Source organism: Cellulosilyticum sp. ST5 (assembly GCF_046529625.1).
Lineage (GTDB): Bacteria > Bacillota > Clostridia > Lachnospirales > Cellulosilyticaceae > Cellulosilyticum > Cellulosilyticum lentocellum.
Genome location: NZ_CP132338.1, coordinates 4,434,802 through 4,448,419 on the forward strand (window position 1 = coordinate 4,434,802; position 13,618 = coordinate 4,448,419).

Below are 13,618 nucleotides of genomic sequence, written 5' to 3' on the forward strand. Positions count from 1 at the left end.
ACTATACATTATTCATGTATAATAGCCACTTCTTTATACTTAAGCCATTTTATCTTCAATTATTTCCCTAGGAAGTACAACGATCTCAATATCTCCAATCTGTGATTTCAGTTGTTCATATACACTAGAGCCTGGAGAAATAGTATTACCATTAGGTGTTTCACCAATGACTAGATGAGTAATATCATTTTCCTTAATAAAACTCGTAATCGTTTCAGGAATGTTATTACTACATAGGAAGTGAACTTCACCACCTAATTCACCACCGTAGGCAAAGAGGTCGGAGAGGAGCTCACTACTTTCTGGCCTGTCAAAGATGGTTTCTCCTTTCCTAATGTGCAAAATATGAAGTGGTGCATCTATAGATTGAGAGAGGTTAAAACCTTCTGCGATTAAACGACGGCTGTTTTCTTGGATAGTGATACCAACTAGGACTTTGTAATTCATGTTCATCACTCCTCTTCATTAAAAAATTCATATCTCAATTATAGCATGACCATAAGGAGTTAATGTGAATATATTTTTATTTTATTTTTAGTGGTTTTAGCCCCCAAATTTCATCAGCATATTGTTTAATCGTACGGTCAGAACTGAATTTACCAGAGCAAGCTGTATTGATGATAGCTTTTTGATTCCAAGTGACTTCATCTAAATAAGCATATTCTAAAGCTTTTTGAGCTGTATGGTAAGCACGAAGATCTTTTAAAATAAAATAAGGATCAGCTAAATTATCTCCAGCTCTATTTAATAGAGACTCATACAATTCTACAAAGAGGCCAGGATTCTTTGGTGAAAGTGCACCATTAATAAGTAGGTTCAATATGCTATGGATTTCAGAATCGTTATGGTAAATATCCCATGGATTATATTGACCTGACTGATAGAGATTAAGAACTTCTTCACAGGTTAACCCAAAGATAAAGATATTATCTTTACCAACTTCTTCGAAAATTTCTATATTGGCACCATCTAGGGTACCGATAGTTAAAGCGCCATTAAGCATAAATTTCATATTACTTGTACCAGAAGCTTCTTTACTAGCGGTAGAAATTTGTTCACTAACATTAGCAGCTGGAATAATAATTTCTGCATTAGATACACAGTAATTTTCAATGAAAACAACTGTTAAGTAATCTTTTGTCATAGGGTCATTATTAACTAAGTCAGCTACAGAATTGATGAGCTTGATGATAAGCTTAGCTCTAGTATAACCAGGAGCAGCCTTAGCACCAAAAATAAAGGTACGAGGTACATAGTTGCCATTAGGTTTAGCTTTAATTTCATTATAAAGCATAAGAATATGAAGAACATTCATAAGCTGACGTTTATATTCGTGAAGACGTTTAACCTGAACGTCAAAGATAGAATCAGGATTAACAACAATACCATTATGTTCTTTAATATAATCAGCAAGACGAACCTTGTTGTTATATTTAATATCTCTAAATTTTTCTATAAAAGCTTTATCTTTACTATATGGTACCAATTTCTTTAAATGAGTAAGGTCTTTATACCATTTATCACCGATTGTATCTGTAATGAGGGCAGCTAATTCAGGATTAGCATGACCTAACCAACGTCTTTGAGTGATGCCATTTGTTTTATTGTTAAATTTATTTGGATAAATATTATAGAAGTTTTTAAGTACATTATTTTTTAGGATTTCTGTATGAATAGCAGCTACACCATTAACAGAGAAGCTTCCAACAATAGCAAGATAGGCCATTTTGATTTGGCCATCACAAATAATACTCATATTGTGGATGGTATGTTCTGGTTGATGATAAACATCTCTAAGCTCCATGCAGAAACGTCTATTAAGTTCTTCAATAATTTGATAAATACGAGGAAGTAATTTTTGGAACAAGTCAATAGGCCAAGTTTCTAGAGCTTCAATCATAATTGTATGATTTGTATAAGCACAAGTGCGGCTTGTAATGTCAAAAGCATCTTCCCAAGTGAGTCCTTCTTGGTCTAGGAGAATACGCATAAGTTCAGCTACTGCAATAGCTGGATGAGTATCGTTCATTTGAAAAACTACTTTTTCAGGAAGCATATATATATTAGGATTAGTGCGTTTAAATTTAGCTACAGCTTGTTGAACAGTGGCTGATACAAAGAAGTATTGTTGTTTTAAACGAAGCTCTTTACCTTTGTAGTGATTATCATTAGGATAGAGGACTTCCACTAAAGTTTTAGCAAGGGTTTGTTGTTCTACGGCTTTTTCATAGGCGCCTTGATCAAAGAAGCGAAGTACAAACTTTTGAGGAGCTTCAGCATCCCATAGTCTAAGGGCATTGACAAAGCCATTTTTGTAACCAACAATTGGCATATCATAAGGAATTGCTAAAACAGAGTCATAATTTTCTTGAACAAAGTGTAGTCTGCCATTCTCGTCCATATAATTACGTACGGTGCCACCGAATTTGATTTCTTGTGCGTTATCATTACGTTTAACTTCCCAAGGATTACCGTTAGCTAACCAATCATCTGGGTATTCTACTTGGTAACCATCTTCAATTTGTTGTTTGAAAATACCATAGTTGTAACGAATACCACAACCATAAGCAGGATAAGAAAGTGTGGAAAGAGAGTCTAAAAAGCAAGCTGCAAGTCTACCAAGTCCACCATTTCCAAGGCCAGCATCAGGTTCCTGGTCCTCTATTTTATTAATATCAATTTTAATGTTAAGTTCTTCTAGAGCTTCTTGTACACTTGACATAATGCCCATGTTTACAAGATTATTACCTAGAGCACGACCTACTAAGAATTCCATGGATAAATAGTAAAGTGTTTTAGGAGTTTTGGTATTATAAGCATGCTGTGTTTCAATCCATTCATCTGTTATGACATCACGCACAGCAAAAGCAACAGCTTGATAAAGCTCTTGGGGAGAAGCATCTTCTAGAGTTTTACGTGAGAAGTTTCTAATGTGGTCTAATATTTCGCCTTTAAATTTTTCTTTACTAAATCCATATGGCATAGGTGTACCTCCAATGATAAATAAGATAAAATCTTAGAATCCATCCTAAAGAAACATGTAGATATTAGAATAGTCAATACATATTATACAATAAAATATTGACTATAGGGAGGAAAGTGGAGATAGATTTTTTTGCTTAAAATATTGAGAAATTTATGGAAAGTATCTAAAAGTAAAAGATTATGTGTTAACGTTAAACAAACAGAAATTTGTCTAGGTGTTTATGGAGAATGACGTCTGGAGGAAAATGAGGGAGAGGACTACCTTCCAGAGTTCCGGTTCAAATTTTTTGAGGCACTAGGCTCACTTATTTGGATGAACGCATGAAAACTCCCGCTGGTCAGACACTCATGCTAAAACCCATCCAAAACGTTCGCCAAGTGCCTCTAAAAAATTCTCCCAAGTCACTCTTCCAGGCAGCCCTCTCCCTCATTTTCACAAACGTTATTGAACTCATAAACATCCACGACATTGAGGCAGCCTGGGAAGAAGGCGTAACGACAAATCATGTTAATAGCAATTAAAGAGCGCAAAAAAACACAAAAAAACACATCTCCAAGTACTATATATACTCGAAGATGTGTTTCCTTGGTCCAGACTCTGGAAATTAACTTTCATAACTAGCTAAATAGACCCTAATCAAGGCGCAAAATGGCTCCTCAGCACGTATGCGTTATTACCTAGTGCCTACTAAGACTAGTGATGAAAGTCAAACCAATGAGTGAGGAGCTCTTATTGTCTTAGCCGGTGCACCCTTATGATAGGAAACTAAGGCTTTAAGACTCTGGTTTAAAACTTTATTTGGTAATGCAAGGTATAAAAACATTTCAAACAACTTATAAGTGGCGCCTTCCTTGCAGCGCACAAGTGAACATTTTCCTTAAGTCCAGAGGTACCTATAACAATAGATTGAGACTTGGCTGACCCGGTCAGTTCCTCAGGTTGAAGCTGTGGTAATTTGCCGTGGGAAGTTATTTAATTTGTTTTTACACTTCTATATATGTGGTCAGAAATCCGAATCCCTAATAAAAAATGAAATAAATACCTAGAAATATAAGTAAGAACTTAAATATATAATTTTGTGCACATATAAAATGTATACTATAGACTAACCTCATTAGTGTCGTTAGGTTCTTTCTTCTTTAACCCATGGGGTACTGTTCTCGAAGTTTATGAGTTCAATAACGTTTGTGAAAATGAGGGAGAGGGCTGCCTGGAAGGTAGTCCTCTCCCTCATTTTCCTCCAGACGTCATTCTCCATAAACACCGAGACAAATTTCTGTTTAGCATTCTCTATTTATTTTAATATTTGTATAATTACATTAAATAATAAAATTTAATAGTGGAGAAAACATATGAAAAAAACTATTTACTATGTTCGTCTATAATTATTTCAGTTGTAGTTATAAGCTTATTTGTAAATCTCAAAAATCAAAAGACAAAATATATCGATATACAGCGATATGAAGTGACAGCAATTCCTAATATTTTTGACAAATATGTAACTTGCCAAGTAGTAGAATTAGAGAATAATGAATTGGGTACTTATATAAAAGTAATGCTGAAGGTAAATATTACTCAAGAGGATGAGTACCGAATTGGTGGAGATTTGATAAAAAAAGATGATTCTGGAAAGGAATGATCTTTTTTTCAAGAAGGTTACATGAACCCTCCGAATATACCAATGGCTAGGATACATGTAGATCCATTAGTAGAATTAGAGCAAGGTATGCATGATATAAATATTTATTTTTGGACTGATAGATTAATATCAGGTAAAGTTAATGGACCTTATGATGTTAAGCTATTTATAGAAGGCAAAGAAACTGGCATACATGAAGAAATAGACTTTAAAACAAAAGCTTATAAATATACGGAATTTAAAAGAGTGCATTAAATGAAATATACATAGGTATTTGGCTATTGACAGATATGTTCGACAAGTGTAGAGTGAGAAATAAGAGAATGTTCTACGTTTGTCGAAGGAGAAGAAAAAATGGAGCAGATAAAGAGATTACCAGATGCAGAATTAGAGATTATGAAAATTATATGGGAAGCTAATGAGGAAGTAACCTCAGCTTATATTATGGAGCAATTAAAAGGTGTGAAGACTTGGGGGAATACGACAGTACTCAATTTCTTGGCACGTTTAGTAGAGAGGGGATTTATACAAAGTGAGCGTGTAGGTAAATCTAATGTTTATACAGCCATTATGGATGAAAAGTGTTATTTACAAAATGAAAGCAAATCTTTTCTTGAAAGACTACATGGTAATTCTGTAAAAAGTCTTATAGCAGCTTTATACAATGGACATACTATTACAGAGCAAGATTTAAAGGAACTGAAAGATTTTATTGATGAAAATACAAGGGAGGGCTAAGCATGTTAGGGGAGGTTTGGCTTAGTACAATAGATTTATCGATTGTGATAGGCGGTATGATTATTGTTTTATTGATGTTAAGGCCCTTTTTGTATAAGAAAATTGCACTTAAATGGTGGTACGGTATATGGCTTGTTTTAGCCATAAGATTATTGATTCCTTTTAATTGGGGAGCACAAATGAATTTAATACAGATAGGTGAAAGTTTATTTAAAAATTATCAGCAAGAAGAAATACTGGCACAAAGTATAGATGCCTCTCAAGCTGATGCTTTAGTGGAATTAACCACAGAAAAGGATTCAACAAATGAAAAATTAAGTAGTAGTTTAACAAGTAATGATTCAATAAATAAAGGTAAATTAGAACATCAAATAGAAGATTTAAAGATGGGGGATAATAGCAAGTATGTAGAAAGTACTCTAAAGTTGCTCCTAAGTTATTTTTGGCTAATAGGCAGTACACTGTTTCTAAGTTATCACTTGGTGCTATACCTAAGTTTTCGTAAAGCATGTAAACGATGGAACCAGACAAGTAGAGACCAGGTTATTAACCAGGTATTTAAAGAAATCTGCAGAGAACTCCATATTACAAAACCTATTGAAATTCAAGTGTGTAAAAAGATAGATTCACCTATGGTAATGGGCTATTGGCGCCCTAACATTTTAATACCTAGTAAGAAGTATGAGGAACAAGAATTATATTTTATATTAAAGCATGAACTACTACATTATAAATATGGGGACCTATGGTATAAATTATTGTTAGTAAGTGTAAGGGGAATACATTGGTTTAACCCATTAGTACATATTATGGCTAAATATGCAGAAGAAGATTTAGAAGTTGTTTGTGACAGTCGGGTTTTAAAGGGAGAAGTACCTGAGACTAAGAAGAGTTATATGGAAGTTATTTTAAAGGTGGCAGATAGCTCTCATCAAAAAAGTATAAGCCTTTCTACACAGTTTAGAGGCAATAAGCAAACTTTAAAACAACGCTTTGAAGTTATAGTTAATGGGCATAAGAAGAAAAAAGGCTTGGTAACATTTATTATGGTTACTTGCATCGGCTTAGTAAGTGGATGTGTAGGAATTACAAGAGAAGTAGGAAAGCCCTTAGAAGAGACAATCATAGAAGATATAGGCAAAAAAGATTTAAAATCAGAGAGTCAACAACCTACTGGTGTAGTAAAAGAAGAAATAGAAGATACACAGGTATTAATGATAAATGGATATGAAATAAGGGTACCTGAGCAGTGGACGATACAAAATTTTAATCAGGGAGATAATCAGGGTCAAGATGTTTATTCTGGAATTAATTGGCTATATAAAGATAATCAAAGAGCAGGGGGAGTGCGATTAATAAACAATAAAATATCCATGGAGGACGCATTTAATGTATTTGGCTTGCTAGTAAAAGGGAGAGAGATAGAACAAACCAGTATACAAGGCTATAGCGTGCCATTAATAGAAACGCAGTATAAATTAAATGGTACAACTTTCTATATACAATATGCTTTTTATGATTTACCGAATCCACCTCCCTATGGTTATGTTCTTTTCTTTGATTTGGAGCAAGTGAATAAGGAAGAAATTAATCAAATTTTATCCAGTTTTAAAATACCAGATTTAGGGATGAATTTAGACAAGCTTCCCCAAAAAAATAGAAAGCCACTTACGTTAGGAGAGGCTAAAACTAGTGCTACTTATGGAGTAGGTTTAAAGGATGGCACTGAAGAGGCTTTTAATTTGGATAAACTAGACAACTTTATAGATAATCAGAAGAAAGGTATTCCAGATCAATTAGATGTACTTAGTTATATAGAAACAGAAAATGGTTTAGTCATTAAAGACTGGTATTATATTATTTTTGATGGGAAAGTAGCTAGAAGTTTTGGATATTACATGCTAGATGATGAGACTTATACATATGATAATATCCCAGTTACTTTTAGTAAAATTCTCAAAAAATATTACCCACAAAAAGATATTATTACCTATCGATTGGTTGGTGAAGATGGAAATGAAGAAAACACGATGCGTTTTTTAGAAGTACCAGCGCCCAAACAATCAAAAGTAAAATTTAAGCTAACTAGAGAGGAACAAGACATATATGAATTATTTAAGAAAAGTAAAAAGGAGGAACTACTTAGTAATCTAAGTCCTATTAGTATTGCAAAACTATATATTCAGTCAGAGCTTGACCAAGATTATGAAACCCAATATGCCCTTTACATAGATTATGATCCTTCCCCCAATATGATAGGCTGGACCAAAGAAGAACATTTACAAATACCAGATCAAGACAGAGGGACCAAGGAACAAACACTAGAGCAGTTAGGGAATGTGGAAACAGGTGAATTTATAATGCAAGAAGAGGATGAAGGATATATTCTCTATACTAATATAGATAGCGATAGTGGAAGAGAAATTAAAATGGGCTTTGGCATGACTAAAAATAAAGAAGGCATATGGAAGGTGAATTTTATGCCTATTCAGTAATTTGTAATATTACATTTTTTTAGCGTAGTTGTAAGTAATAAGTGTGATGAGTGTAAACCAAGGGTTGCTAAAAAGAACTTTAGGGTTGGTAGAGTTTCAGAATGGTTTTTGATACATTCATTACAGGAGGGATAAAATGAAATTATCAGAAAAAATTAAAGAGCTTCGTAAGCGAAAAGGGTATTCACAAGAGGAGCTAGCTGCAATTTGTAATGTAAGCCGTCAATCTATTTCTAAATGGGAAGCAGATATGGCACTACCAGAAACTGAAAAGCTATTGATACTAAGTAATGTTTTTGAGGTGACGATTGATGTTTTATTAAGAGACGAACTTGTAATTGAAGGGGTCAAGGAAGTCTTTAATTGTGGAAGTAATGCTATTAGAGATAAAAAAGCATCTATGCTTGAAGGAGCACTGATTAAAGAAAGCATTGAGGACGAAGCTATATTAGATTATCTAAGTGTGCATAAGGTAGAGTTATGGAACACAGGAGGCAATCCAAAGTATTGGACAGTTATCTTTTTTACATCTGCTGAGCCTAATCTCCCAGAATTGGTATCAAAAGTTATGATTGCAGATGAGGGACGTGGAGGCAATTGGTTTGTTGACTTTAAGAAGGATAACATGAAATATATCGTATTTAGAGATAAGATTTTAAAATATGAGATTGGAAATGATGCGCAAAAATTAGAGGTTTGTATGGCATGTCGCAAGCTAGGAATACCTGATGAACAAATGCATTGGGGGGAGTAATGAATGAGGGAAGAAGATCTTTTAGAAATGCAATAGGATAATAATAAGAAAGCCTCGGTAGAAGACTTAAATAGTCTCTAGCGAGGCTTTTATAATGCAATCTAATGCTAAGTTTAGATGCTAAAGAAAGCTTTCATAGCTTCACATGTATAAATAAAATCTTCAGCTGCCATAAGTTCTCTAGCTGAGTGCATAGCAAGCATTGGTGTTCCAATATCTACTGAGCGGATTCCTAAGTGAGAGGCTGCTACAGGACCAATAGTAGAGCCGCCTCTTTCATCAGAGCGATTAACAAAAGTCTGGAATGGAATATTATTAGCCTTACAAATACCAGCAAATACAGCAGCAGAATCGCTATCTGTACTATAACTAAAGTTGGCATTTACTTTAATAGCAGGTCCTTTACCAGGAAGTACTTTATTAGTAGGATCGCTTTTTTCCATATAGTTTGGATGAGAAAGGTGAGCTACATCTCCAGATAGTATAAAAGAGTTATCAAGAGCTATGAAAAGCTCTTCTCTCGTTTTACCAAAAGCTAAAAGAATACGTTCTAAGGTGCGAATTAAGTAAGGAGAATCTGCACCCTGTCTTGTGTGACTTCCTACTTCTTCATTATCAAAGCAAACAAACATAGAGATACCTTTTTGTGAGCTGTTATGAAGGATGGCATTTAAACCACTATAAGTCATAGAGAGGTCATCAAGTCTTGGTGCTGAGATAAATTCTTCCTTTAAACCTACACACATACTTTTTTCAAAAGGATAAAGGAAAAGATCAGCATCAAGAATATCTTCAGCTTTAACGTTAAGCGCTTCGGCTAATACTTCAAGGATATAAGATTCTTTAACTGCTTCGTGAGTATAGGTAAGGATTGGAAGTGTATCTTTTTGTTTATTAAAGTTAACTCCTGTATTTACCTCACGATTCATATGAATAGCTAAGTTTGGAATAATAACAATAGGTCTATTTAAGTCTACAAGGCGTGTTTCTGGATGAAGTAAATCATCAGATTTTAAAGCCACACGACCAGCAATAGAGAGGGGTCTATCAAACCAAGTACTTAAGATAGCACCACCATAGCCTTCTGTATTAAGCTTAACATAGCCATCTGTATTCATTTCAGCATTTGGTTTAATTCTAAAGCCAGGTACATCACCATGAGTACCAATGATTTTAAAGCCTTCATTAATAAAATCGTTAGAGTTAATAACAAAAGCAATAAGAGCAGAATCATTAAGCGTCGTATAGTATTTGTCACCTACTTGAAGGTTCCAAGGTTTATTAGGTTCTAAATAGCAAAAGGACTCTGTTTCTAAAATATTTTTACAAGATGCAATGGTATGGAACATAGTTGGACTTGCATCAATGAAATTCATTAGGTTAGTTGTTAAAGTATTAATCATTGTAAGCCTCCTTAAATGTAATCTTGCGTAAAAGCAAGTTCTGTAGTTATTATACATGGAAGCTAACCTTTTTCATACGGTTAAGTGTAATTAATGTACTTGAATTTCTAACACAAAAGTTTGTGGAGGAATAGAGAGTGTCATAGCAGGACTTACACGAAGTGTAACAAGTGAACCTACTTTAAGTGAATTAATATTAGATTTTTTTGAACTGTCATCAAAGCTGAGTTTAGTTTTTTGATCATACCTAATAATAGTTTGTACATTAATATCTTTTGCATCAGCACCTTGAGGTGTCACTATAAAGTAATTTTCTTTATGGTTTACTTCTGCAACTACCATTTTGTCTAAAGTAATAGCTTCAGAAGTAATTTCAGTTGTTGACTCTTCTTCAAGGATGGTAATGGTAAAGGCCGCTGTTTGAGGAGGAATAGAACGTGTCATAGCAGGACTATGAGTAGCACTAATAGTCATTCCAGTCTTTAAATCATTGATTTTGTAGATTGCCTTGTTAAGATAATGTTTGATGTGGGTATCATCACCAATATTTAAAACTATGTAATTGTTTACTTCATCAGTTTTACCTTCAGGTAAGATAGTTACTTGTTTAGTTTCAAGAGAAATTTCTTTAATAGTAGCTTTGGCAATGGTTATACTTTCAGAAGCTGGTGTTTCTGGAGTTACAGGAGTAGTTGGTGTTACAAAGCTTACCACATTGTCCTTGTAGCTTACTTCAAGCCCGAGTGCATTTGCGAGCTCAGCTACAGAAACATAGTTCTTATTATTGTAGTTAAGTGTTTGTGTACCCTTTAAAATAGTATTGCCGTCTAAGGTATATTGAACTGTTGGATTAAGCATGGCTTTAACATGCTTTAAAGCTGGAGCGGCAATAAGAGATGTACAAAGTAAAAAAGATGTCCCTATAAGGGTAATAGTAAGTTTTTTAGATAACATATAAATACCTCCCAAAATTTAATTATATTGTTTAGACGTTTATATAAAGCTAAAAGTTTCGTTTTATTTAGAAGATAAATAAAAAATATTTGTATTTAAGAGATAATGTTGACAAATGAATAAAGTAGGCATAATATATAAGTAAATATATGAGCAATCATTCATATGAGGAGAGGTGGAAGTATGAAGTATATATTCAGAATTGAGAATTTGGATTGTGCCAACTGTGGTAATAAAATAGAAGTAAGACTTAATAAAGAGCCTTATATTAAAGAAGCTATTTTGAACTTTATGTTAAAGAAACTCACTATTCATGTTAAAGAAGAGGAAGCGGAGCATTATCCAGAGGAAAAGCTTAGAAAAGACATAGAGAAGCTAGCAGATGAGATAGAAAAAGGTATTAAGATCCTTAGCGTTGTAGATGAAGAAGAGGTATATATAGCACCACCTCATGAGGATTGTCATTGTGATGTTCATGACCATGAAGGAAGCTGTGAATGTCATACACATAATAGTGAAGGAGGACTGAGTAGAAATGGGCAAAAGCTTACTTCAGCTCCTAAGGCTAAAAGGGATAATGCTATCAAAAATTTTTTGGAGTCTGAGAAATTAGAGCCTACTTTATTAATAGTAAGTATTATTTTACTTGCTATAGGAGCTGTTTTAGACCAATCCATTCTTCTTATCATAGCATATATTTGTGTAGGCTATGATGTTGTCATTAATGCAGCTAAGAATTTTGTAAAAGGTAAAATGCTAGATGAAAACTTCCTTATGACTATAGCAACAATAGCTGCCTTCGCAATTGGTGAATATCCAGAAGCAGTAGCAGTTATGGTGTTTTATAAAATAGGTGAATACCTTCAAGGTAAAGCTGTTAATTACTCTAGAAAAGAAATCGAAAAGGCTATGGATATTCGTCCAAGTTTTGCTAGAGTCATTCGTAATGGAAAAGAACAGGTGGTATCACCAGAAGCAGTTTTAAAAGGTGAGATTATTGAAGTAAGAGCGGGAGAAAAATTACCACTAGATGGTGTTGTAATAGAAGGAACAAGTACTTTGGATACATCAATGCTTACAGGTGAAGCGCTACCTGTTGTGGCACAATTAGGAAGCAAGGTCTTAAGCGGTTCTATTAATAAAGAAGGTGTTATTAAAGTAGAAGTTACAACTAGCTTTAAAAATAGTACAGTTTCAAAGATTTTAGAACTTATTGAGAATGCTAGTAGTAAAAAGTCTAAGTCTGAGAATTTTATTACTAAATTTGCTAGATGGTACACACCTATTGTAGTAGGTTTAGCCGTTTTAACAGCAATTGTACCTTCTTTAATCACAGGAAACTGGCAACACTGGGTTTACTCAAGTATTATTTTTTTAGTTATTTCTTGTCCATGTGCATTAGTTGTTTCTGTACCTCTTGGTTTCTTTGCTGGAATAGGTGCAGCAGCACAAGTTGGTGTTTTGGTTAAAGGAAGTAACTATTTAGAAGAGCTTAATACAATTGATACAGTTGTATTTGACAAGACAGGAACCATTACAAAGGGTGAATTTGGTGTAAGTCAAATCATTACTCAAGGAATGGCAAAGGAAGAACTTTTAGCACTAGCAGCACGTATTGAAGCAAAATCTAATCATCCCATTGCAAAATCTATTGTAAGTGCCTATGGCAAACTAAAAGATGAGGAGATCATAGGCGAGTATAAAGAAATAAGTGGTGAAGGGATTGTCGTTAATCAAGGTGACTCAGTATTGTTAGCAGGAAATGAAAAGCTAATGGCACATTATCAAATTGATTATAAACAAGAAGAGGAGATTGGCTCTCATGTTTATGTAGCAAGAGATGGGCAGTATCTTGGATGCATAGTTGTAGCTGACCAAATTAAAGCAGACAGTAAAGCTGCTATAGCCAAATTAAAAGCAGGTGGCATTAAAAAGGTGATTATGCTAACTGGAGATAAAAAAGAAAATGCATATAAGATTGGTAATGAAGTAGGTATTGATACAGTTCATGCAGAGCTTTTACCTCAAGATAAAGTAACAAAATTAGAAGAAGCTTTAAAAAATGGTAAAGTTGCTTTTGTGGGAGATGGTATTAATGATGCTCCTGTACTTGCTAGAGCAGATGTAGGTATTGCTATGGGTGGTGTAGGTTCAGATGCAGCTATTGAAGCTTCTGATATTGTATTAATGACAGATGAATTATCTTCCATTGCTGATGTGATGAGCATTGCTAAACGTACTAGAAAAATTGTAACGCAGAACATTGTATTTGCATTAGGGGTTAAAGTAATTGTACTTGTACTCGGCATTTTAGGAATTGCAAATATGTGGTTAGCTATTTTTGCAGACGTAGGCGTTTCACTTTTAGCAGTTATTAATTCTATTCGCGTTCTAGGAAAGAATGTGGGTTATGCTTTAAGAATGGTAAGAGGCAAGTAAAATGTATCGGGACTTTACTAGCTATTTGGAAAAGCTGAGTGAGGGTGACTATCCTGCGTGGCTCCGCTCCGCATTTTCATTAGGCACTAAGCTCACTTTTTTGGATGAACGCCCACAAACTCGCTACGCTCAAACACGTGGGCTAAGTACCATCCAAAACGTTCACTAAGTGTCTAATGAAAATACTCCGAAGTCACCCCGCCAGGACAG

Annotated in this window: 10 protein-coding genes; 6 read left to right on the top strand and 4 right to left on the bottom strand. The window is 34.2% G+C overall.

The features are described from left to right. Positions 1–39: 39 nt before the first annotated feature. Complete coding sequence (locus tag QTL86_RS21275; RefSeq protein ID WP_013658639.1) at positions 40–447, bottom strand: UspA domain-containing protein; 408 nt, start codon at positions 445–447, stop codon at positions 40–42. A 76-nt stretch (positions 448–523) separates the two neighbouring features. Continuing rightward, a complete protein-coding gene (locus QTL86_RS21280) occupies positions 524–2,983 on the bottom strand; it encodes a glycogen/starch/alpha-glucan phosphorylase (protein WP_127064611.1) in 2,460 nt (819 codons plus the stop codon). Positions 2,984–4,325: 1,342 nt separating this feature from the next. On the opposite strand from QTL86_RS21280, the gene QTL86_RS21285 reads away from it, so the two are divergent. From QTL86_RS21285 to QTL86_RS21305, 5 genes are all read left to right on the top strand, one after another. Continuing rightward, complete coding sequence (locus QTL86_RS21285; RefSeq protein WP_410495978.1) at positions 4,326–4,625, top strand: hypothetical protein; 300 nt, start codon at positions 4,326–4,328, stop codon at positions 4,623–4,625. Positions 4,626–4,667: 42 nt separating this feature from the next. After that, positions 4,668–4,880, top strand: a complete 213-nt coding sequence (locus QTL86_RS21290) for a hypothetical protein (protein WP_410495979.1) — start codon at positions 4,668–4,670, stop codon at positions 4,878–4,880. Between the two features lie 99 nt (positions 4,881–4,979). Continuing rightward, complete coding sequence (locus tag QTL86_RS21295; protein ID WP_410495980.1) at positions 4,980–5,363, top strand: BlaI/MecI/CopY family transcriptional regulator; 384 nt, start codon at positions 4,980–4,982, stop codon at positions 5,361–5,363. 2 nt (positions 5,364–5,365) lie between these two features. Then, complete coding sequence (locus QTL86_RS21300; RefSeq protein ID WP_410495981.1) at positions 5,366–7,858, top strand: M56 family metallopeptidase; 2,493 nt, start codon at positions 5,366–5,368, stop codon at positions 7,856–7,858. Between the two features lie 136 nt (positions 7,859–7,994). Next, positions 7,995–8,612 (top strand): helix-turn-helix domain-containing protein, encoded by a 618-nt coding sequence (locus tag QTL86_RS21305; RefSeq protein WP_410495982.1) that lies wholly within the window; start codon positions 7,995–7,997, stop codon positions 8,610–8,612. A 113-nt stretch (positions 8,613–8,725) separates the two neighbouring features. On the opposite strand, the gene QTL86_RS21310 is transcribed toward QTL86_RS21305, so the two are convergent. Then, positions 8,726–10,015 carry a M18 family aminopeptidase gene (locus QTL86_RS21310; protein ID WP_410495983.1) on the bottom strand — a complete coding sequence of 430 codons (1,290 nt, stop codon included), beginning with the start codon at positions 10,013–10,015 and terminating at the stop codon, positions 8,726–8,728. A gap of 90 nt (positions 10,016–10,105) precedes the next feature. Then, a complete protein-coding gene (locus QTL86_RS21315; protein WP_410495984.1) occupies positions 10,106–10,969 on the bottom strand; it encodes a hypothetical protein in 864 nt (287 codons plus the stop codon). Between the two features lie 183 nt (positions 10,970–11,152). Between QTL86_RS21315 and QTL86_RS21320 the strand changes: the two genes are divergently transcribed. Next, complete coding sequence (locus tag QTL86_RS21320; protein ID WP_410495985.1) at positions 11,153–13,408, top strand: heavy metal translocating P-type ATPase; 2,256 nt, start codon at positions 11,153–11,155, stop codon at positions 13,406–13,408. The last annotated feature ends 210 nt before the right edge of the window (positions 13,409–13,618 follow it).